The organism is Enterococcus sp. DIV0546 (genome assembly GCF_051712785.1).
GTDB classification, from domain to species: domain Bacteria; phylum Bacillota; class Bacilli; order Lactobacillales; family Enterococcaceae; genus Enterococcus; species Enterococcus faecalis.
The window spans coordinates 2,456,479-2,479,492 of sequence record NZ_JBIOPO010000001.1 but is presented as its reverse complement, the minus strand read 5'-3'; the positions used below and the strand labels follow the sequence as shown (position 1 = coordinate 2,479,492).

General features: G+C 38.0%; 20 protein-coding genes. 14 read left to right on the top strand and 6 right to left on the bottom strand.

Annotation, left to right across the window (positions count from 1 at the left end):
- Nucleotides 1–39: 39 nt before the first annotated feature.
- Together IGJ24_RS12025 and IGJ24_RS12020 are read right to left on the bottom strand one after the other, a co-directional pair.
- Nucleotides 40–1,695, bottom strand: a complete 1,656-nt coding sequence (locus tag IGJ24_RS12025; RefSeq protein ID WP_002355011.1) for a peptide ABC transporter substrate-binding protein — start codon at nucleotides 1,693–1,695, stop codon at nucleotides 40–42.
- A gap of 318 nt (nucleotides 1,696–2,013) precedes the next feature.
- Complete coding sequence (locus tag IGJ24_RS12020) at nucleotides 2,014–2,355, bottom strand: PepSY domain-containing protein (protein ID WP_002355012.1); 342 nt, start codon at nucleotides 2,353–2,355, stop codon at nucleotides 2,014–2,016.
- A gap of 306 nt (nucleotides 2,356–2,661) precedes the next feature.
- Between IGJ24_RS12020 and pepA the strand changes: the two genes are divergently transcribed.
- The 4 genes from pepA to ytpR all read left to right on the top strand — a co-directional run bounded on the left by pepA (nucleotide 2,662) and on the right by ytpR (nucleotide 5,498).
- A complete protein-coding gene (gene pepA / locus IGJ24_RS12015) occupies nucleotides 2,662–3,738 on the top strand; it encodes a glutamyl aminopeptidase (protein ID WP_002355013.1) in 1,077 nt (358 codons plus the stop codon).
- Nucleotides 3,739–3,749: 11 nt separating this feature from the next.
- Nucleotides 3,750–4,064, top strand: coding sequence for a thioredoxin family protein (locus IGJ24_RS12010; protein WP_002355015.1), 315 nt, complete (start codon nucleotides 3,750–3,752; stop codon nucleotides 4,062–4,064).
- Nucleotides 4,065–4,211: 147 nt separating this feature from the next.
- Nucleotides 4,212–4,667, top strand: coding sequence for a universal stress protein (locus IGJ24_RS12005; RefSeq protein ID WP_002385249.1), 456 nt, complete (start codon nucleotides 4,212–4,214; stop codon nucleotides 4,665–4,667).
- Nucleotides 4,668–4,877: 210 nt separating this feature from the next.
- The gene (gene ytpR / locus IGJ24_RS12000; RefSeq protein WP_173951597.1) at nucleotides 4,878–5,498 is read left to right on the top strand and encodes a YtpR family tRNA-binding protein; all 621 of its coding nucleotides are present in this window, start codon (nucleotides 4,878–4,880) and stop codon (nucleotides 5,496–5,498) included.
- A 46-nt stretch (nucleotides 5,499–5,544) separates the two neighbouring features.
- Here the strand turns inward: ytpR and IGJ24_RS11995 are convergent, their stop codons facing one another.
- Nucleotides 5,545–6,843 (bottom strand): S1C family serine protease, encoded by a 1,299-nt coding sequence (locus tag IGJ24_RS11995; RefSeq protein ID WP_002368406.1) that lies wholly within the window; start codon nucleotides 6,841–6,843, stop codon nucleotides 5,545–5,547.
- Between the two features lie 400 nt (nucleotides 6,844–7,243).
- On the opposite strand from IGJ24_RS11995, the gene rlmH reads away from it, so the two are divergent.
- The gene (gene rlmH, locus IGJ24_RS11990; RefSeq protein ID WP_002355021.1) at nucleotides 7,244–7,723 is read left to right on the top strand and encodes a 23S rRNA (pseudouridine(1915)-N(3))-methyltransferase RlmH; all 480 of its coding nucleotides are present in this window, start codon (nucleotides 7,244–7,246) and stop codon (nucleotides 7,721–7,723) included.
- A gap of 72 nt (nucleotides 7,724–7,795) precedes the next feature.
- Complete coding sequence (locus IGJ24_RS11985; protein ID WP_284955209.1) at nucleotides 7,796–8,887, top strand: hypothetical protein; 1,092 nt, start codon at nucleotides 7,796–7,798, stop codon at nucleotides 8,885–8,887.
- Nucleotides 8,888–8,985: 98 nt separating this feature from the next.
- Here the strand turns inward: IGJ24_RS11985 and IGJ24_RS11980 are convergent, their stop codons facing one another.
- Nucleotides 8,986–10,389, bottom strand: coding sequence for a dicarboxylate/amino acid:cation symporter (locus IGJ24_RS11980; RefSeq protein ID WP_002394017.1), 1,404 nt, complete (start codon nucleotides 10,387–10,389; stop codon nucleotides 8,986–8,988).
- A gap of 332 nt (nucleotides 10,390–10,721) precedes the next feature.
- Between IGJ24_RS11980 and gst the strand changes: the two genes are divergently transcribed.
- From gst to IGJ24_RS11940, 8 genes are all read left to right on the top strand, one after another.
- Nucleotides 10,722–11,231, top strand: coding sequence for a DinB family glutathione transferase (gst, locus tag IGJ24_RS11975; protein WP_002409189.1), 510 nt, complete (start codon nucleotides 10,722–10,724; stop codon nucleotides 11,229–11,231).
- A gap of 139 nt (nucleotides 11,232–11,370) precedes the next feature.
- On the top strand, nucleotides 11,371–11,835 hold the full coding sequence (locus IGJ24_RS11970) for an RNA polymerase sigma factor (protein WP_002383292.1): 465 nt from the start codon (nucleotides 11,371–11,373) through the stop codon (nucleotides 11,833–11,835).
- 2 nt (nucleotides 11,836–11,837) lie between these two features.
- Nucleotides 11,838–12,764: an anti-sigma factor gene (locus IGJ24_RS11965; RefSeq protein ID WP_002359103.1), complete on the top strand. Its 927-nt coding sequence runs from the start codon at nucleotides 11,838–11,840 to the stop codon at nucleotides 12,762–12,764.
- Between the two features lie 151 nt (nucleotides 12,765–12,915).
- Complete coding sequence (locus IGJ24_RS11960) at nucleotides 12,916–14,697, top strand: hypothetical protein (protein ID WP_002378931.1); 1,782 nt, start codon at nucleotides 12,916–12,918, stop codon at nucleotides 14,695–14,697.
- Between the two features lie 243 nt (nucleotides 14,698–14,940).
- Entirely contained in the window at nucleotides 14,941–15,681 is a 741-nt protein-coding gene (gene truA, locus IGJ24_RS11955) for a tRNA pseudouridine(38-40) synthase TruA (RefSeq protein ID WP_002378930.1), read from the top strand.
- A 102-nt stretch (nucleotides 15,682–15,783) separates the two neighbouring features.
- Complete coding sequence (locus IGJ24_RS11950) at nucleotides 15,784–16,167, top strand: potassium channel family protein (protein ID WP_002367385.1); 384 nt, start codon at nucleotides 15,784–15,786, stop codon at nucleotides 16,165–16,167.
- 128 nt (nucleotides 16,168–16,295) lie between these two features.
- Nucleotides 16,296–17,558, top strand: coding sequence for a serine/threonine transporter SstT (gene sstT / locus IGJ24_RS11945; protein WP_002355037.1), 1,263 nt, complete (start codon nucleotides 16,296–16,298; stop codon nucleotides 17,556–17,558).
- A gap of 149 nt (nucleotides 17,559–17,707) precedes the next feature.
- Nucleotides 17,708–20,260 carry a cation-transporting P-type ATPase gene (locus IGJ24_RS11940; RefSeq protein ID WP_010777972.1) on the top strand — a complete coding sequence of 851 codons (2,553 nt, stop codon included), beginning with the start codon at nucleotides 17,708–17,710 and terminating at the stop codon, nucleotides 20,258–20,260.
- Nucleotides 20,261–20,265: 5 nt separating this feature from the next.
- Here IGJ24_RS11940 and IGJ24_RS11935 read toward each other — a convergent pair whose 3' ends face one another.
- Nucleotides 20,266–21,705 (bottom strand): helix-turn-helix domain-containing protein, encoded by a 1,440-nt coding sequence (locus IGJ24_RS11935; RefSeq protein ID WP_289865708.1) that lies wholly within the window; start codon nucleotides 21,703–21,705, stop codon nucleotides 20,266–20,268.
- A gap of 100 nt (nucleotides 21,706–21,805) precedes the next feature.
- Entirely contained in the window at nucleotides 21,806–22,987 is a 1,182-nt protein-coding gene (locus tag IGJ24_RS11930) for a hypothetical protein (RefSeq protein WP_289865679.1), read from the bottom strand.
- Nucleotides 22,988–23,014 lie beyond the last annotated feature (27 nt).

Below are 23,014 nucleotides of genomic sequence, written 5' to 3'. Positions count from 1 at the left end.
GCTATTGTTCCAAATCTTTTTCTAAATTTAATCGAGTGATTATTCTTTATACGCCCACTTGAAGTCGTATTTAGCACCTGTTGGATGATAAATAATTTCTTTCACGTTTGGTGCACGTAAGTGTGATTCTGCTTTTTGGTAAATTGGCACAACACCCATATCAGCAATTACTGTTTTTTCAGCGTTGATTAGATCTTCCCAGCGTTTTTCAGGATCGTTAACATCTGTGGTTTTGGACGCAGCAATGAATTTATCGTATTCAGGATTGCTGTAACGTCCACGGTTATTAGAAGTTGAGCTTTCTAATAAATCTAAGAAGTTAATTGGGTCTGAATAGTCGGCACTCCAACCACGAACAGCGATTTGGAAATCCCCTTTTAAGGTACGATCTAAGCGAACAGCCATAGGGACAGGTGTCACAGTTACTTTTAAGCCTTCCAAAGTATCAGACAGTGATCCTTGAAGATATTCGCCCATTTTTTTAGCGCCTTCAGAGTCGTCTACCATTAAATCAACCGTTAAGTTGGAAACACCAAGTTCTTGTTTCGCTTTGTTCCAGTATTCCACAGCTTTTTTCTTGTCGTATTTGACTAATTTGTCGCTACCAGCTTCTTTAACAAAGTCTTCACCCGTTTTTGGTGATTTCGCGACATCCACAGGAACGAAGCCTTGTGAAGGAAGAGAGCCATTGGCTAAAATGTTTTTAGCTAATGAATCGCGATCGATGGCATAAGACATAGCACGACGTAAGTTTGCGTTGGTCAATGGTGATTTTTCATCTGCTTGATTCATTTCTAAATAGAAAGAAGAAGCGGCTTTTAATTGGACCAAGTCAGGCGAGTTTTGCATTTGTTGGGCCAGTTCGCCAGATAAATACGTATCATCCACTTCACCGGTTTCATAAAGATTTAAGGCAGTTGGGGCTTCTTTCACCACGTTGATAGCGACTTTATCTAACTTGACAGTCTCTTTATCCCAATATTCTTCATTTTTAGTTAGAGACCATTTAGTATCTGTTCCAGGACCATCAAACTCAGTTAGCGTAAACGGACCATTGTAGACTGCTTTATCGCTACTCTTTGTATAATCTTTACCAAAACGTTCAACGATATCTTGACGTTGCGGCAAGAAAGAAGGGAAAGCCAATAAATCGTCAAAATATGGTGTTGCTGTTTCTAAGGTGATTTCTAATTCATGATCATTGATTGCTTTAATGCCCAATTCTTCTTTAGGTAGTTCCCCTTTAGAAATTTTTTCAGCATTTTTTACTGGTTCAAACATGTAGGCATATTCTGAAGCAGTGGCAGGATCCACTGTTCGTTGCCAACCGTAAACGTAATCTGCAGCAGTAACTGGTTTGCCATCAGACCATTTTGATTCTTCACGTAATTTAACTTTGTAAACTAAACCGTCTTCTGAAACAGTCGCTTTTTCGGCTGCACCAGCAGGCGCGGGTTTGTTGTCTTTATCTAAACGATAGATTCCTTCGTAGACATTATTTAAAGTGGTAAAACTCACTTCATCTGTCGCAAGGGACGGATCGGCACTAGGCATTTCTTGGGATTCAACCATTGTGTATACTTGGTTGTCGCTGCCGCCGTTGCTTGCTCCTTTATCGTCACTGCCACCGCCGCAGGCCGCTAAAGCTAAGCTTGATAATACAAGTAATGAAGTAAATAAAACAGATTTCTTCATTTGACACGCTCCTTTTCATTTTTAGCAATACTCTCAGTATAATGTAAAAATGAAAAGGAGAAATTAAAAAATCGTTAGAAATGATTATTCTTTTATCAATTTTTAAAAAATGTCTAATCTTTTTTATGAAAAAAGTGGACAAACGTTGATAAGTAAAGATTTAAGCTGATTTCCATGCAGAAAGCATTCGATTTTTGAGTATTTATTCATCATTGATTTGATTTTTTTGACATAAAATAAACATCCCTTTTACAAAAAACAAATGAGAAGAAAAAAAGATTGTTACAAAAGCAAATAAGTGCTTTTGTAACAATCTTTTTAATCTTTTAATCGTTGAATGTCAATGACAGTTCCTGTGTAGGCATCTGCAGTGAATTCGTATTGAACAATGCCGTCGTCTTCAATGCGGCAAATTCCTCCAGTATATGTTTTGGAGTGGATGGCGAATTTCCGCAAGGGCTTTTTCTCAAACTCAATCCACGAACCTTCAATCGGTCCTTCTTTTAAAAAAGCAGCTTTTACATTTTCTAAGACGAGATCAGCGGAGATTGTTTTTTTCTTATGGTAGAACAAGGTTGAGGCAATGCCGCCTACTAAACCAAGACCAACGCCTAGCGCTAAGCCGCCTTTAAAGTATGTCAACTCATTTTCTTCGTTCATTTGTATGACCTCCCTTGGTCGGTTTCTGCTTACTATTACTTTTGTCAGTATCACTCTTATTTTACCATAGAGAAGGGGCCGCTGAGAAATAAAAAAAGTTTTTCAATCATTCTTTTAGGGCATTCTCATTGTCACGTTTAAAAAGAGAAAGCGATGTGCATTTTCTAGTATTTGCGTTATAATAAGAGTGAAATCATATGAAAGGAGTACCTATTTTTATCGACAGGATAAAGTGACTTTTTAGAGAAAAAGTGACGCTTGGTTGGCGTAATTTCCAACAAATCAAAAGCAATAGGACATACATCTATGGAAGAAAAAACATTTCAACGAATCAAGGAATTAACTGAATTACAAGGAACCAGCGGATTTGAAGACGACATTCGCGCGTACATGAAAGAACATATCACCCCGTTAGTGGACGATGTTCAATATGATGGTTTAGGTGGTATTTTTGGGATTAAACGTTCAAAAGTGGAAGCAGCGCCACGCGTAATGGTAGCAGCCCACATGGACGAAGTTGGCTTCATGTTAACTCAAATTAACGATAATGGTTTATTCCAAGTAGTTCCTTTAGGTGGCTGGAATCCCTATGTTGTTTCAGCACAACGTTTTACGTTAAAAACAAGTAAAGGGAACTATCCATGTATTTCTTCATCTATTCCACCACACTTGTTGCGTGGTACGAGTGGTCAAAAACAATTAGAAGTCTCTGATGTGTTATTTGATGCAGGCTTCTCTTCAAAAGAAGAAGCTGAAAGCTTTGGTGTTCGTCCAGGGGATTCCATTGTTCCACAAACAGAAACGATTAAAACAGCTAATGGCAAAAATATTATCAGTAAATCATGGGATAACCGCTATGGTTGTACGTTGGTATTAGATGCATTGGAAACGTTACAAAATGAAGAATTAGGCCACACATTAATTGCTGGGGCAAACGTACAAGAAGAAGTCGGGTTACGTGGTTCTAAACCATCTGTTCATAAATTTAATCCAGATATCTTCTTTGCGGTGGATTGTTCAGCGGCAGATGATATTCACACGAAAAAAGGGACATATGGTCATTTAGGTGAAGGAACGTTATTACGGATTTTCGACCCAGGTTTGATCACATTGCCTCGCTTACGTGAATATTTATTGGATACAGCAGCGACACACAATATTCCGTATCAATATTTTGTTTCTAAAGGCGGAACGGATGCTGGGGCAGCGCACACAACTAATAACGGTGTACCAAGTACAGTCATCGGCGTTTGTGGTCGTTACATCCATACGCATCAAACAATGTTTAGTATTGCGGATTATGAAGCAGCGCGGGAAATGTTGTTACAAGCATTACGTGGCTTGGATAAATCAACAGTTAATACAATTGTTTACGGAAAGTAGAGGATGTTTAAATGATTTATCCCAATTCATTAGAAGAACTAGCAACTTATGTTGAAAAAGGTAAAAATGTTTTCTTCTTTACTGCTGATTGGTGCGGAGACTGTCGTTTCATTAAACCAGTCATGCCTGAAATTGAAGAAGCATTTCCAGCTTTTCAATTTATCGAAGTCGACCGTGATCAGTTTATTGACGTGGCTGCCGAGTGGAATATTTTTGGTATTCCGAGTTTTGTCGTAATTGAAAACGGTCAAGAGTTAGGACGCTTAGTAAATAAAGACCGAAAAACAAAAGAAGAAATCAGTGCATTTTTAACTAGCTTAGGCTAATTTTCATGAACCAGAGGAACCATTAAATTAAGAGAGAATCAGCTGGACAAAAGGGCGTTCTGCGTAAGGGTCCTAAATTCATTTTTGACTCTAGTTTCTTAGTCAAAGAAGCCTTTTAGATCAGCCTCCATCGGGAAGGTGACGAAAATGGAAGAACAAATGTATAAAAATATTCTTGTCGGCGTAGACGGTAGTGATCAAGCCAATTTAGCTTATGAACGTGCAATTGAGGTTGCTCGTCGAAACGGAAGCCGAGTCATTGTTGCAAATATTTTAGAAAATCAAGTGTATACAATGATGGGGTATTCGACGTTAAATGATCAATTAATTGATCAAGAAACAGCCGCTGCGGAAGAATTAATGGCCGATTGTAAAAAGTATGCTGAAAGCGTTGATTTTCATAATGTTGAAACAGTTACCATGTTTGGTTCACCCAAAGAAGTCATGAGTCATGAACTACCTGAAAAATACAATGTTGATTTAATTATGGTGGGACAATCAGGATTAAACGCAGTCGAACGTGTGGTCATGGGAAGCGTCAGTAGCTACATTATTCGTCAAGCCCCTTGCGATGTCTTAATTGTTCACTCTGAAGAAAAATAAGCAAAAAGAGTTATTGATTGAATAGAGAGTTGACCTAACGTTTCTTTTGTTTTTTCAAAGGATCAGCGGCTTGTCACTCAAAATTGAGGACTTGGAGAATAAGTCGTAGTGACATATTTTCCAAGTCTTTTAGTTTTTCGACAAAAAAGTATGCACAATGGGTCAATTTTTGATAAGATAAGACAGGAAAACGACAGAGGAGGAACAAAAATGATTTTTGCATATAATAAAGAACACGTTGGCGATGTCTTACTTGTCATCGTTGCGGACGATCAAGGTGCGGAAAACCAAATAAAACGTGTCGGCGATGTGGCACGTGTAAGTTTAGTTGAGGCGCCAGAAACAGTGGTAGCTTGGAATATTTTCAATGCTTCAGCGCTTCTAGGTGACATTAATGGCACCGGCCAAGTGACTTTAACAGACGAACAAATCAAAAAAGTCAATACAGCGATTAAAGATGCGGGATTTTCAGAAACCCTTGAAAAAGACGACAACCCTAAAATTGTGGTCGGCTTTGTCAAATCATGTAAAAAACACCCAGATTCAGATCATTTATCTATCACACAAACAGAAGTAGACAACGGCGAAATCTTACAAATTGTTTGTGGCGCACCGAACATCAAAGCAGGACAAAAAGTAGTTGTGGCCAAACCAGGCGCAATGATGCCTGATGGTTTAATGATTTGGCCAGGGGTTTTACGTGGGGAAGAAAGTTTTGGAATGATTTGCTCAGCAAAAGAATTACGTTTACCAAATGCACCTGCTAAAAAAGGAATCTTAGAATTGCCTTTTGATGCAGAAGTTGGTTCTGCATTTGCGGTAGGAGAATAAAAGAAAGAAACGACCTGTTGTTCAGACAACAGGTCGTTTCTTTCTTTTATTGATTGCTTCGATTATTTTGTTGTGTTAAAGCTGATTTATCAATGGTTAAATCGATGGTTGCTTTCATTTCTTTAGAACCACGATAATAAGTCACTTCCATTTTATCGCCAACTTTTTTCTTGTAAAGCGCGCTTTGTAAATCTGTAGTAGAGCTTACGTCTTGGCCGTCAACTTTCGTGATAACATCGTATTTTTCCAATCCAGCCTTTTCAGCAGGGGTCGCTGCTTCAACACCACGAACCACTACGCCAGTTTTTACAGAAGCTGGAATTTTTAAAATTTGTTCTTGTTGTTGTGAAGAGATACCTGTTAAATCAGACATCGTAATCCCAAGAGCTGGCCGTGTCACTTTACCATCTTTTTCTAATTGGTTGATAATGTTGACTACGTCATTACTTGGAATGGCAAAGCCCATCCCTTCAACGCTCACTTGACTAGTTGATTGCACAATTTTTACTGAGTTAATGCCAATGACTTGTCCTTCAATATTGATTAGTGGACCACCAGAGTTTCCTGGATTAATGGCAGCATCGGTTTGAATGGCATTAATATTGATGGTTTCACCGGATTCGTTTTTATTGGTAATATTTCTATTCACAGAAGAGATGATTCCTTGTGTGACAGAGTTAGCATAATCAGAACCTAGCGGGGAACCAATCGCAATCGCAGGCTCACCGACTGTGATTTTACTAGAGTTCCCAAACTCAGCGACTTGATCAACTTTGTCGGAAGAAATTTTAATCACGGCTAAATCCGTGTAAGCATCGGTTCCGACTAACTCGCCTTTCACTTTGGTACCATCAGATAAAACAACTTCCAATCCTTGTGCTTTATCCACGACGTGGTTATTTGTCACGACATAAGCCGTTTTACCATCTTTCTTATAAATAACCCCACTACCTTCACTGGCTGCTTCTAAATCGTTACCATTGTTGCCGGAAGAGTCTTGAGTACCTTCATTCCCACCGAACAATCCCCCAAAAGGATCATCTGCCGAAGAATTGTTGCTAGCACTTTGCATATTAATGACAGAAACCACAGAATTTTGAACTTTTTTCACGGCTTTTGTGACATCGCTAGAAACATTGTAACTCACATTGCTGACTTTTGTGTCGCCGTGATTAGTGGACGTCGTCGTCGCCGCATTATTTCCGCCGTTGGGTGTGGGAATAATCCCAGAATAAGCGCCTCCTAGAATAAGGGCGCCACCAAGTAAGCCGCCAGCTAAACCAATCCCAAATTTTTGCAATAAACTTTTTTTATCTGAATTAGGTGTAACATCTTTTCGTTGCATAAAATAACCTCCCAATAAGTGCATCTGAATTTTCTATATTAAGTATATCTGTTTCCTACTCCTTTAGTCTATCGAATAGCTTTGAATTTTTTATGAACAACTTAGGGAAAAATTACAGAAAAAATACGAATGAAAAAGTTATACACAGAAAAATGTGAACAAATCGGGAATAACTCTGTGTATAGTTTTTAAGAAAGTTATCCACAGAATGTGGATAATGTGGACAAATCAGTGGCGAATATGTGTTTGTATTGAAAAAGCTGTTAAATAAAGTAATTTTTTAGTTTGTTCTGTGGATAACTCTGTGTATATGTGTATAAGTATGTGGAAACGTTGTGGAAAGTAGCCAAACTTCGTGCTAAAATAAGAAAGAAGAGAAAACGAGAAAGTAGTGGAATAGGTGAAAATTAAACTAGTAACAGTCGGAAAACTGAAAGAAAAATACCTGATTCAAGGCATTAATGAATATCTGAAACGTTTAAATAGCTATGCCAAGATGGAAATCATTGAAGTACCAGATGAAAAAGCCCCAGAAAAACTCAGTGACGCTGAAATGCTTCAGGTCAAAGAAAAAGAAGGCCAACGTATTTTGGGGAAAATTAATGACAACGAATACGTCTTTGTTTTAGCCATTAATGGCAAACAATTATCTAGTGAAGAATTTTCAAAAGAAATTGAACAATTAGGGATTAGTGGTAAAAGTAATCTAACCTTTGTCATTGGTGGCTCCTTAGGTCTCAGTGATTCAGTCCTTCAGCGAAGTAACCAACAAATTTCTTTTGGCCGCTTAACTTATCCACATCAGTTAATGCGTTTGGTATTAGTGGAACAAATTTATCGCGGTTTTCGGATTATGAAAGGGGAACCGTATCATAAGTAGGGGGATGTTTATTTGTAAAGTTCAATTTTAGATGTTGAAAAAATAAAAATCAAAAAATTATGGAGGATTCATATGCCAAATTACAATTTTGAAGATATTTACGTTTTGCAAAATATTCTTAATAAACCTGTACTAAAAGCGAATTCGAAAAAGCTAGTTACTGGAGGGGCTTTTTGTCTTTATCTAAGAAATAAGGAAATTAATATTGCTAAAAGCATTTCGAAGCTTTTAGATGCTGAATTTATACGGGAAAGTACACCAAAAGAATTTTTAAAGTATTTCACTGTCTCAGAATTAAATCAACTTTTAAATAAAAAACCTGGACTAACAAAGAGTTTACTGATATCAGAAGCAAAAGCAATACTTACTGATGAAGAAATCAAGAAACATAATAAATATATGACTTTTTATATAGTAAGTGATTTAGGAAATGATATTCTAACAAAGTACAAGAATCTAATTTTATTTTTTGAAAAAAGTAACGACATTTTTCTTTATGGAGAAAGTAATGGAAGATTTGATGCTTCCTTTTTTTTCAAAAATTATACGCTTAATCCTTTAGATGAAATATTTAATTATTATAAGGATAAAAGACCTGATATAGCAGGACGTATATGTTATATCAAAGAGGATTATAATATAGGCATTTTATATGCTGTACAGTCAATATCTAAAATAGTGGCAACTGGAATAGATGATATGAAAGAGCGTTCGTACTTTTTTGATAGTTTCAACTTGAGAAGAAGATTTGTTGATGAGTGGATACTCGAAACATATTCTCGAGTAGATTTGAGTGAAGATAATATAATAGATTTAATTAAGCATGAATACAATCAACAGTTTCAATATGGTAATTTAATTAGCTATAACCTTTTTGAGGAATTACAATTCGCTACTATGATGAATGAATCTGAGAAACTAGAAAAAATATCATCAGAAATTAGTGAGTTAGTTTCTAATGAATACTTCAGGAAATCTACAGAGTCAGAATTAATGGAAAATGATAGAGATAGTTCTAGCATAATTGAAGAATACTATAAAAAAACTGCAAAAGATCTTGCCTTACTAGATATATTAATTGGTCACCTCGATTTAGAACTTCTATATGGTCTGAGAAATCGAGTGGACATAATGATTAACGAAAAAGAAGAAATAGAAAATTAATTTATACCCTTATTTTTATAAAGAAACAGAGCGGAATTTCCGCTCTGTTTAATATGATTTTGAGTCCTATCCATACAAGAAGTCTGCTTTTTCATTAATTACTCCGCTTCCGCATTTTGCAAGTCAGCGACATCAGTCAGATAAGTGGCTTCATCCAACAAATCTTCCGAATGTGCGACATAAATCGCAGTGGCGCTATCACCAACCACGTTTAGGCTAGTAACGAGCATTTCGATTGGACGATTAATGGCTAAAATCAATGAATACGTCGCAATCGCAATCTCATTGTTATAGTTTAAACCAGTTAAAATAGTGAAAAGGATAATTCCGCCAGCGCCAGGTGCCGCCGGTGTACCAATAGATGACATTAAAGCTAAAATGGCAATCAAGGCAATATTAGCTGGTGTCACTTCATAACCAGCTACGCCCGCCACAAAAATAGCCGCAATTACTTGCATAATCGCTGTGCCGTTCATATTAATAGTCATTCCTAACGGCAAGACAAAGGCGGCAACATCGCTGTCGACACCTAACTCTTCAACCGTTGTTTTTGTATTTAACGGTAAAGTGGCTGCCGAAGAAGAAGTAGAAAATCCAAAGACCACAACTTTCATAATCTTTTTAATAAAAGGAATAGGATTTAATTTTGTCGCAAATAAGATAAATAATGGGTAACCGATCATCAAAAAGGCTAAGAGCGTCGCTGTCGTTGTTACGACGTAGACTAACGCTGGTTTTAAATAATCAATCCCGTAAGAAGCAAACGTCCGAACTAACAACATAAAGACGGCGATAGGAGCAAATTTAGTAATTACAAAGGTTAAAAATAACGTGACCATCGCATTGACTTCTTCAATTAATTTTTTGAAAACACGAATTTTATCCCCTAATGCATTAATACATAAACCAGTAATCACTGCCAACACAACAACAGCTAAAATCGCACCATTGTCGCTAAATGCAGAACCGATATTTTTCGTGACAGCATTGACTATCACCATTAATGGGTTGCCGCTTGTACTTACTTCGACAGGAGCTAGCGTTTCAGATAACGACACATTAAAAGCGCCAGTTAAATATACGCTATAGCCCACAATTCCTGCCGTTAATAGAGCAATCAGTGACATCGATAAAAAGCCAAAAATTGTTTTATAAGAAATTCGTCCTAATTTTTGCGTATCGGTAATATGACAAATGGCTAAAGTAATTGAAGTAAAGACCATCGGCACAATCACTAATTGTAGGCCGTTGATAAATAGTTGACCAATAATATAGAAAAGCCCAATCGCAGATTGTCCTTTTTCAGGATCTGAAATATCTTGGAAAAGAATCTGATTGATTGTCTGCCACACAGCGCCTTGATTGCTGCGAATAAGGTGCTCTCTTAAAAATAAAAAGCCGAGCCCAACGATTAAACCTCCCACCAATGAAATCACCATTTTTTTGGTAAATGAGATACCTTTCACTTCACGTTTTTTCTTTTCCACTTTGTTGCCTCCCAAATAAATTGATTAAGCACCGCGCAAAAAAAGCCTTGCACACAAAAAAAGGGCAAGACATCTCGTATCATTCACTATACAAAAATACAGAATTTTACAGAACTTTGCCTTGTTAGCCTCTCGGACTATCTTAAAGGTACTTTTCCACATACTAAGGGAAACTACGAGAATTGTCAATTCTTTTTTACTTAGGGGGGTGTTATTTTTGAAGAAAGAAAGTGATCTTTACCCTTTCCGCAGATACCGCAGCCAAAAAAGAACTACAACGGATTCTTTTGCAGTATAATAGAAAATAGAAACGAAAGAACAGGCACCAACACAAAGGAGGTATTTTTATGAAAGTCACTCAACTTTCTAGTGAAACCCTTGACCGAGCGCACGAACGTTTTGAAGAAACACTTGCGCAAATGACCGTTGCCGAAGCAAACACGATGCCCGCACCATTAATTAAGTCTGTTACTTGGCTAATGTGGCACACAGCCAGAGAATTAGACCTACAAATTTCCGCACTTAATCATAGTGAGCCGTTATGGCTTAGCCAACACTGGACAGAAAAATTTGCCTTGGATTTGCCAGATGAAACAGAAGACTGGCATCACACACCAGAAGAAGCGGCGAAAGTCGTGGTGGCAGAAAAGCAATTGCTTAGTGACTATTTGGCTGCCAGTGTGGCACTTACCAAAAGCTATTTAGACCAAGTCAAAGAAGAACAATTGTCAGACGTGATTGATAAAAATTGGACCCCGCCGGTGACTAGACAAGTGCGTTTAGTTTCAGCGATTGATGATGCAGTGATGCATTCTGGGCAAGCCGTTTATACACGAAGATTAGTCATTGGAAAATGATAAATAAGAAAAAACAAAAAATGCTTCTGCCTAAGCAGGAGTATTTTTTATTGAGAGAAAAAATACATAAAAATAATGAACGAAGGACTGTCCACTTTTTCCCTAGTTGAAACGTTGTATAAGTGAAAGGAGAAATCAGATGAAAAAGGAGGCAAATTTTGACGAAGTACTATTTTCTTTGGGGCAAGAAGTCATCCAAGTCTTGATTCGCCGAGGAGCAAGTCTTGAAGATGCACAAGATGCAGTGTCGCAAACGTATACAACGATTTTTTCAATATTACCTGAAATTACATCAGAAAATCTACGCCCGTGGTTTTTCCGAGTAACATTTAATTACTACATTACGATGTATCGAAAAAAGAAACGAGAACGCACTTTTGTGGCAAACAGCCATCCTGTGCAATCAATAGAAAAAATGGAAGGGCAAGAGTTATTATTATTGATTGATTCCTTAAAAGATGAGGAACAAGAACTATTGCTTTTGAAATATTATTATCAATTATCGTATGCCGAGATTGCGTTGATTTTAGAATTATCTGTTGAAAATGTTCGCAAAAAATTGTATCGCACACGTCAAAAATTAAAAAAAGAACTGGAGGAATAGAAGTGGATTTAAAAAAAAGTATTCGTAAAGCGAAAAGAAAACAATTTATCGTGATTGGTGCCATAACCGTTGTTAGTTTTGCCGTATTGTTTGTCGGTTTTTTTGTGGGAATGGATAAACTTTCGACGAAAAACTATCATACCCTACTAGAAGTAATTAATGATCAAGAAATGATTGCTTCACCAAACACTCAATTAGATTCCCAAGTAATTGCTAATAGTTCGCCTTTTGGGGGCGAAGTTGTAACTAATCGTTCAAAAAATATTGATGGTTACACGGTGGAGTGGAGTAATTTACGTAGCAGATATAGCTTTTTCAGAAATTCGATTGACTGGAATGAAGTCTATCCTGGTAGCTATTATTCTTCTAAGAATTTTTATGAATACAACCGACAAACCAAGCAGAAAGTAGCATCTTTTTATAACCCAGCGATTACCAATTACTATGGTGGTATCAAAAACGAATTAAGTGAATTAGATAAAATGGAAAACCAAGTAGCGGAAGTGGCGATTTCTTTTGATAAACCTTATCCATATGAAGAAGTCCGCAAAATGTTACCGAGCAATGTCAACTTAGTTTGGCTCTATGTTTACTCCGAAACGGTTAATGAAAAAGAGGGTCCTTCTGGTACTCTGCCTTATGGTTTTCAATTAAGCATGGACGATCAAAACGAAATATTTGATCCTGAAAACGACAAGCAACACTTTTTTGAAACCTTAGAAAAATCCCCGTTGTTTGCTGACAATCAAGAAGGCCAAAAGTTTATCCAACAAAATAAAAATAAAAAAGTCGAAAAATTACCTATTTGGGGAGTCATGCTCACCGGACAAACCAAAAATTTCAAAGCCTTACAAAATGAACCTTTTGTTCGTGGGGCTTCAATTGGCGTGACCGCACCTATCGTTCCTTATATTCAGCCAGAGAAATAAACATTCTTCCAAACTCTAAGCCTTCCGACTGATTTTGCTTCAACGATATTGTCAGTAAAAATAGAAAACGTTATAATAGAATGGATCACAGGAAGTGCTTCTACAATGCGTGGGAGCACTTTTTTTACTTATCTATGAGGAGGGCAAGTGAATGTTTTTTAATTTTATTGGGTTAACGTTATTTTTTGGTATCGGGATCTTAGTTGCGAATGGCGCCAAAATTGTAGCGAATAAAGGGAAAAAGAGTAAGGGGACCATTCTATTAATGGTGATGGAATTGCTCTTGTTAGGTATCTTTTTATTTGTGACTTTGCCAAGTAAAAATCTTTCAACCGTGTTATGGATTAATCTGATTGGCGCAGTGATTGCTAGTGGGGTGTTATTAAGTACACGCTTAGCTAGTAAAGTCGAAGTTCCTGGTATCCAAAAGGGCCGCAAAGAAGTAGGGAAGAATACCAACAAAACGGCTAACAAAGACTGGTCTGGCAAAATTTTGGGTGTTGCCGTTTTGGCAATGATTTTGTTGACTATTGTCAGTAGTATTACCAGAATCTCTTCTATTGATGAAATTTATCAAACGATTCCTTTAAAAACGGAAGAAAAAGCTGAAGTTTTAACTTCGGCGAAAGAAACACCCATTGCGATTGCACCACAAACGGCGAAACGAAAAATGTTACAGAAATTTTCTGTCATTCCCAATTCCAATATGTTTACTTTGGATGGTATAACGGCACAAGTTGTCAATGGCGAGTATGTTTATGTAGCAACAGTCGAATTTAATGGCTTCTTTAAATGGCTAAAACTGGGGGAAGTACCTGGCTATTTCATCATTAGTGCGACAGATATCAACGCACAGCCAGAATTTGTAGAAAAACCAATTGTTTATACTCCTTCAGCTTACTTTGGCAAAGATGCCGCACGAAAAATTTACTCCGCTTATCCAGGTTATGCAGCAACTGGCACAATCAATTTAGAGCTGGACGACCAAGGGAATCCTTACTATATTCAAACGCTTTACAAAGAGTATGGGGTTTCTGGTCGCATGCACTATAATGAATTTAAAACGGCGGTATTAAATGCTACAACAGGAGAAGTTAACGTTTATGACAGTCAAAAAGCCCCAAGTTTCGTTGATGCGCCGATTACTAGCTCAGCGGCGAATAGCTTAAATGAATTCTTTGGTCGTTACAGTCAAGGCTGGTGGAACCAGACAATGTTTGGTGCCAAAAAAGATGTTAAAATTCCAACTGAAAATGGTATTTATGCATCAGGACAAATTACGCCGATGATGAACAAGGAAGGGAACCAGTTGCTTTATTTTACGGACTTTACAAGTAGTGAAAAAGACCAAGATTCCGCTTTAGGTTACTCCTTAATCAATGCCCGAACAGGTCAAGTTACGTATTATCGTGATACTAAAGTCGGCATTATGGATAGTGATGGCGCCATTTCTATCGCCTCAAAAATTTATCCAGAAAAGAAATGGAAAGCTAGTATGCCAGTCCTTTATAACATTGATGGCGTGCCAACGTGGATTGTTTCGTTAATGGACAGTAAAGGGATTTTCAAAAAATATGTTTATATAAACGCTGTAGATAATGATATTGTAATTGATGCAGACACGGCACAAGGCGCATTAGACGCTTATCGAATTGAGTTAGTAACCAAAGGAAGTAACAATGAAAATACAGACAAAGCCAACTTGAAAACGATGCAAGGTAAAGTAGCTCGTGTCTCAGTAGTAGCTGGGGAAGCGCAAACGGTAGTTTCATTTTTACTAGAAGATGAAAAAACCATTTTTAGCGTAACAACTAATAACAGTCCGCTGGCGCTATTCCTAAAAGAGGGCGACCAAGTGACATTTAAAGCCGTAGTGACTGAAAATGCTAAAGCAGCGAATGTTGAAGAATTGAAAATTGCAGGATTAAACTAAGAGGTCGGGACAGAAGTGTTTAACTCCGAGAAATAAGAAGGAATTTCCGAAAATTGTTCTTTAATTTTTGGAGAATTTCGGCTTATTTCCGAAGGAGTTGCTTTTGTTCCCGCCGTTTATCAATTTTTAAGCCTGGAACAAAAATCCAAAGTGATTTTTGTCCCAGGCTCTCTTGGAAAAGAAGAAAAATCCACCTATTTCTGCTATGATAAGAGAGAAAAAGAATACGAAGGAGCTTCGCCCATGCGCAACATAAAATTAACCATTGAATATGATGGTAAAAGATACTCAGGTTGGCAACGACTAGGCAATTCAGAGAAAACGATTCAAGGGAAAATTGAAAGTATTTTAACACAAATGACGGGTGAACTGATTGAAATTATTGGCTCAGGCAGAACGGATGCCGGCACACATGCACGTGGTCAAGTAGCGAATTTTAAAACGACTAGTTCACTAACAACAACCGAAATGTTATCCTTTTTAAATCGATATTTACCTGGCGATATTGTTGTTAAAGAAGTTACAGAAATGCCTGAACGTTTTCATGCACGGTATAACGCCACAGGCAAACAATACAGCTACTATGTTTGGAATAGCCCAATTCCTAATGCCTTTGAACGGTATCATAGTTTTCACTTTCCCAAAGCGTTGGATCAAGAAAAAATGGAACAAGCTTGCCAAAAATTAATAGGGACCCATGATTTTATTGGTTTTTCAGCATTGAAAAAAACCAAAAAATCGACTACTCGAACGATTGAAAAGATTACGATTGAAAGAAACGGCGAAATGTTACAGTTCACTTTTGTGGGCAATGGTTTCTTGCATAAAATGGTCCGCATCCTCGTTGGGACACTTTTAGAAATTGGTGCAGGCACCAAAGAATTAGCGATAATTGATGAATTGTTCGCAACAAAAGTCCGAGAAGGCGCAGGTGAAACGGCTCCTGCACAAGGGTTGTTTTTAGATGAAGTGTATTATAAATAACAAAAAAATAAATTTTCTTTAACCACACCAATTAAAAAGTTGAACTTCATCTAAAAAGTGCTAACGTTAAGAAGAGATTAACAATAGAAAGAGGTCATTTTTTTGCTATCTTTACTTATTTCTGTCAAAAAATTATTTTCATCTTTTTTAGGTATCTTAAAAAAAGAAGACACTCGTGCCTTGTTCTTTTTACTGGCAACCACGTTGTTGAGTGGGACTATTTTTTATTCAACAGTGGAAAAATTGTCGCCATTAGATTCGTTATATTTAAGTTTCATGACGTTAACCACGATTGGTTATGGAGATGTGCATCCAGTTACTGACTTGGGAAAAATTTTCACCATGATTTATGCTACAGTAGGCTTGGGGATTATGGCTATGTTTATTTCGGTCGTAGCAAAATCCTACTTGTATTCTAAACAAAGTCATCACCACCATCACCATAAAAACAAAGAACATTCAGCGGAAAAGTCTTCAGAAAAATAGACGAAATTGATGAGTTGACCAAGTGTTTCTCGAAAAATGAAAGTTTTTTGAGAAACACTCTTTTTTTATCTTAATAATTATGGTAGTATGTCCCAAACTGTATTTTATTTTAAAGGAGCGTGAAGTGAATGGTCAAAGCGATTCGGAAATTATCGTTAATTCAAAAAATCATGATAGGGATTGTGATTGGAACCACCTTGGGTTTCTTGGTGCCGGAATGGACCTTCATCAGCGTTCTTGGTGAATTGTTTGTGGGCGCCTTAAAAGCAATTGCGCCGATTTTAGTTTTTGTCTTAATTATTGCGTCGCTAGCCCAACAAAAGGCTGGGGCGAAAACATATGTTGGATCAATTTTAGTTGTGTATCTGTTAGCGACATTTTTGGCAGCTGTTGTTGCCGTGACGGCAAGCTATCTGTTTCCCGTTAAGATTGTCTTGGAGGCGGCGCAGGAAGCGCAAGCAGCCCCAACGCAACTTAGTGATGTTTTAAGCAATGTGTTAACAAGCGTTGTCCAAAATCCGATTCAAGCGATGATTGAAGGCAATTATTTATCTGTTTTATTTTGGTCCTCATTAATCGGTATTGGGTTACGTCAAAGTTCGGTCGCTACCAAGGATGTGATTGCCAATCTTTCAACAGGGATTACCACGGTCGTTCAAATGATTATCGGCATTGCGCCAATTGGAATTCTAGGTTTGGTGTTTCATTCGGTGGCAACAACAGGCATTGCAGGGTTAGCCAAGTATGGTCAGTTACTATTATTGTTAATTGGTACGATGGCCGTGGTTGCTTTAGTCGTTTATCCAGCGATTGTTTTTTGGAATATTCGGCAAAATCCGTATCCGTTAGTCTTTTTTGTATTAAAGGAAAGTGCGATTCCCGCATTCTTTACACGCAGTTCTGCGGCCAATATTCCCATTAATATGGAATTGGCGAAAGCAATGGATTTAAATGAAGAATCTTATGCGGTCTCTATTCCGCTAGGCGCAACGATTAATATGGGTGGCGCAGCCATTACGATTACCATTATGACATTGGCGGCAGTCCACACATTAGGCATGTCCGTACCAATCTATTTAGCATTATTGTTGAGCATCATCGCCGCTGTTTCTGCTTGTGGGGCTTCAGGAATTGCTGGCGGCTCCTTGTTGTTAATTCCGCTTGCATGTAGTTTGTTTGGCATTTCCAATGACATTGCCATGCAAGTCGTCGGCGTTGGCTTTATCGTCGGCGTAGTCCAAGATTCCATTGAAACAGCGTTGAACTCTTCTAGTGACTTGTTGTTTACCACCTCAGTTGAGTTAGCAGACCGACGTAAAAATGGTGAAATTATTGATGTCAAAGCATTAATTGGCAAAAGTCAATTGGTGGTCGAACAAGAAAATATTTAAAAGAAAGGAACAACCCGCTAAAATGCTGGTTGTTCTTTTCTTTAATAATCTCGGCCCCATTTTTTTCAGGGGCCACTGAAATTATCGACCATTTTGTGAAGAAAATCCTCTCTATAATAAAGGTATCAAGTAAATAGGAGGTACACGAAATGAAATGGTATCAACTTTCCTCAACAAAAGTAATCGAGCAGACTAAGACGAAGCAAACGGGTCTTTCTAGCGAAGAACGTCAGCAACGTTTACAAACGAATGGTCCAAATAAAATTGAAGAAAAACAACAACTGAAAACGTGGCAAAAGCTAGCCAAACATTTTACAGATTTACTAATGATGGTCTTACTCGCTGCCGCAATTCTAAAATTTGCCACAGGCGAAGTGGTCGAAGGAAGTATCATTTTTCTAGTGGTGCTTGTCAATGGCTTTGTCGGTTATTGGCAAGAGCGTAAAGCAGAAGAATCATTAGACGGCCTTAAACAGATGATGGGCCAAGAGGCAGTCGTTCTAATTGATGGACAAAAAACAACCGTTTCTTCTGAAACATTGGTTCTGGGAGATGTAGTCACGTTACAAGCTGGTGATGTAGTCCCAGCAGATTTGCGCTTATTTGATGTTCATAATCTGATGATTGAAGAATCAATTTTGACAGGTGAATCAGAAGCCGTGGAGAAAATTACCAGTTCCTTGAATGAAGAATTGCCAACAGGCGATCAAAAGAATTTGGCTTTTTCAGGAACACTTGTCCAAGCAGGTTCGGCCTTAGGTGTTGTAGTAGAAACAGGAGATTCCACTGAAGTTGGAAAAATTAATCACGCGTTGCAGTCAGTAGATCAAAAAACAACGCCGCTCGTACGGAAAATGCACCAATTAAACAAGCAAATTTTCCAAGGGATTATGGTCTTGATCGTGTTTCTGATTTTCTTTACCACTTTTCGTCATGGCATGGAATGGAGCCTCTTATTTTCTGCGATGATTGCATTAATTGTAGCAATGATCCCAGAAGGCTTACCTGCTGTGTTAACGATGATTTTATCGATGGGTGTTCATGAGATGGCTAGAGAAAATGCGATTATTAAAGGCATGCCTTCCGTTGAAACATTAGGTTCAATGACAGTTATCTGTTCAGACAAAACAGGAACACTAACTAAAAATGAAATGACGGTAATGGATGTAGTGACTGAAGAAATGACCATTGTCAAAGAGATTATGGCCAACTGTCAAGAATTGAAATTACAAGACCAACAAAAAATCGCCGACTTGCAAGGGAATCCTACCGAGTTAGCTTTACTACAATATGTTGATCAGGATCAACTGTCTTTACGCCCTGTAGAAAAGAAAATTCCGTTTAGTTCAAGTTACAAATACATGGCCACTCGCCATCCGCAAGCAGAAGGTTCAATTATTTATGTCAAAGGTGCGCCAGAAGTATTGTTACAACTTTCTACGTTATCTGATAATCAAAAAGGTGCTTGGCAAGCACAAGCTGCGCAATTAGCGCAAAAAGGACAACGGGTATTAGGTTTCGCTTATAAGGCAGTTACGTCACAACAGGAACTGACACATGAAACATTGTCAGGATTGACGTTTGCTGGACTGGCAGGCATCATCGATCCGCCAAAAGAAAGTGCCATTCAAGCCGTCAAAGAATCTCAAGAAGCAGGTATTTCCGTCAAAATGATTACCGGAGACCATAAAGATACAGCGCAAGCCATTGGCGAGCAAGTTGGTTTAAAGCATACGAAAAAAGTCCTTGAAGGATTAGAAATTGATGCTATGTCAGATGAAGAATTAGCTCAGCATGTTCAAAAAGTCGATGTATTTGCACGAACGACGCCAGAACATAAATTACGAATTGTCACGGCGTTACAAAACAATGGCGAAATTGTCGGAATGACCGGCGATGGCGTGAACGATGCGCCAGCACTAAAGAAAGCCGATGTCGGAATTGCCATGGGAATTAAAGGAAGTGAAGTAACCAAACAAGCCGCAGATATGGTTTTGGCAGATGATAATTTCCATACGATTGCTAAAGCCGTGAAAGAAGGACGCCGCATTTTTGATAACTTGAAAAAGACGATTACCTTCTTCTTGCCAACTTCTTTGGCACAAGGCTTAATTGTTGTCTGGGCGCTTTTAATGAATCATCCTCTACCGTTGACACCTGTCCAGATATTATGGGTAAACATGGTAACTACGATTACTTTGTCTTATGCATTAGGTTTTGAAAAAGCGAGTGCTGATACCATGAAACGACCACCAAGAGATGTCAACGAAGGCATTTTAACAAAGTACAGTATTTTTAGAATCGTCTATGTGTCGGTACTCATTATGGTACCAGGTTACCTTATGGCATTACAATTTGAGGGCCAAGCCTTACAGCAAACGTTCCTCTTACAAAGTATCGTCTTAGCGCAAGCAGCGTATATGATCAACTGTCGTAAGTTGGTTGATCCATCGTTAAGCACAGGCTTTTTCCAAAATAAAGTGTTGTTTGCTTCATTAGGAATCCTCTTTTTACTGCAAGCGCTAGTAGTTTACTGGCCAGTAGCGCAGCAATTAATTGGTACAACTTCTTTAAATGGCCTTCAATTAGCAATGATTTTCGTCCATGTTGTGAGTCTGTTTTTCCTTGTTGAAGGGGAAAAATATATAACCAAACGATTCATGACGAAAGAAAGCCAAAAAACTAGCGAATGTCCTCGCTAGTTCCTTTAAAAATAAGAATGAAGAGTGAGCTCTGCTAGTCGGCGGAGTTCATTTTTTGTTGGAATTAAAGAGAGATAAAAGACAGGAAAATCAAGATGATCCAAGGGGAAATTGGAAATAATTATGTCGGCTTCATTTAACGTCAACTGGCTTAGTTCCACATATTCAATGGCTTGTAATTTCACACGAGTACCTAAATAAGCAGCTAATTCTTGTTGCAAAAAAGCTTTCCAAGCAGGTTCCCCTTGAAAGAGGAAATAGGCGGTCATCGTTTGCGCCTGAATAGAATAACTGGCTTGTTTTTCTAACAAAGAAGCCAAACTAAGAAAATAAGTTGGTTCTTCAATCGTGGTGTAGCGAGATAAAATCTCCAAAAGTTCTTGGTTGCTCTTTGATAACGCAAGGTCCTCCGCGGCTTGTTCGGTCATTAATTCTTGATATTCCAATTGAAATTGCTCAGAAAGTGTTGGGGACTCGGTATATTTAATGAATAACAATAACAGATTATCCAATAAATTTGTTTGGATTAAATCTGGCCGGGCTTCTTCAGTGGACAAATTAGTGACAAACTGCTGTAACGACTTTCGCAGTTGACTGTAATGAGTGTGGAGCGCAGAAGCCAACGTTTCGCCATAGACATTATCGTAATTCCAGCTTTCTAAGAAACAAAAGAAGGCGAAAAAACTTTCTTCTCCTTGCAAATAGATGCCTTCAGAAGCATAAAGTTTTGCCAAGGACGGTTGATAAAGTTGAAACAAGACATCTTTTGAGTCAAAAGAAAATTGACTCACTCGGCAATTGGCTTTGTTGCGAATCGTGTTAATAAAAAACCAACAAGCGCCAAAAATTTCTTCCGTTTCCACCGTCAACTCACTACTGTAAACTTGTTTCAAAAATTGAAAATAATGCTCCTCATGAATAGAATAATCGTCAAAAAAATAATTATTATGAGTAAAAGGCACCAACAAACGATGATAAAAAATCCGAATATTGCTTTCTTCCCCGATTAGCTGAATGGTCGTCGTGGTTAGTTGAATCGTTAAATGAAAATCACGTAAGGCCTGATTCATTTTTTTGATATGTCGCTTCAAAGTTTCATAAGAAACACCACTAGTGCTCAAAAAAGAAGTTGTTACTAACTCTTTCGTAAATAGTAGCTCTTTTAATAGTTGAATACTAATGGATTGAGGTAAAAATAATGACCAAAGCTCATTGGTTTGCGCATTCCCCTGATTGCGTAACCGAATACCACTGCTATCGGTTTCAATGGACCAGTCGGCGGGTAATTGACTGCGAATATACTGTAAATCCGAAAAAACGGTTCGCTCTGTCGTCTGGATTTGCGTGGCTAAACGCTTGGCTGTCAGCTGGGGAACATTTAACAACTGTTCCAACAAACGAATTTGCCGAAGCAAATCTTTTTCCGTTATCACACGTTTTAACATGGAGTACATGGCAAAACCTCCTTTTGCTTAAGAATACGGATAAAAAGGGGATTGGTCAATTAAAAAAAGAAGCGAATCGTCATTCGCTTCTTTTTATTCACTATACAAAAATATCAAATGTATGCAAAACGGCTGACAATAAAATGGTTACAATAGCCATTCCTGATACAAAGCCGACAGCACCAGGAACAAACGGAGGTAATCGTTTAGCAATATAGCTACCGACAGGGGCCGCACTGATTCCTGCTAAAACGGCGATGGTCAGGGAAAGCCAAAAGCCACCACCCATCATTAAAATCACACCAGGAACAATGCTGACCAGTGGCATAAACGTTGGATACCAACCTTCTTCAGCGAAATGTTTTCGATAAAGAAAAACACCAACAGCCGAAGCAATCATTTGTCCCATTAAAATGTCAGGAACCAAGCCAGAACCATTTGTAATATGATTAATATTGACAAACCAATCTGTTAAAACGCCTAGAATTACCAAACCTCCAACTAACTCATTTCCATAAAACCAAGCTTCGGAGAAGTCAGCAAAAGTGCGTCGTATTGACCATTGAAAGGTTTGCGTATTTTCAATTTTAGGTTGTTTTTGCCGCTTCTGAGCGATTGGTGCAACAGAAGGAACCATCCAAGGAAGTTGATGACAGATGGCTGAAACAATCCAGCCAACAAAAGCCATTGTGGTAACGTTGGAAACTGTCCCAGGTACATTTAAAAGGGGCATCAATTGCGCATTCAGCCAATTGGCAAACGGAAAGGTGAAAAGCGCACTCAACAGAGAAATCGTTCCTAATTTTTTCCAGCCAGGACCATAAACGAGCGTTAAAGCTGGCGGCGTGCCGACAACCACAATAAACGTTGGTAACCACAACACTTCTTTTGTAAAAAAGCGTGTAAAATCAAAAACATAAATAGTTAAAAAGAGGGAAAGTAGCTGAGAAGCAAGTACCCAAGGCCAAGCACCAGAACCACCAGCAATTGCAAATCCCTGCCATTTTGAATTTTTCCGATAAAGTTGCCAAGCAATCAGACCGCCGATTAGTAAGAAAAGCGTTGTAAAAAGTCCACCGTAAAATTCCCCTTCCGTGAAGTTCATAACAAAATAGATAAATTTGTAAAATCCCTGCTGATTCACTTTGGTAACTACGTCATTGTAAGGAAAAAAGTTAGACACATGTCGAAAGTCATTCATGATCCAATACAGGAACATTCCCAAAAAAATTTTTACAACAAGAGCTAAAACGGCTTCGTAATTGATCGATTTATTTTTCATATGATCGCTCCAAAAAAATGACATTTT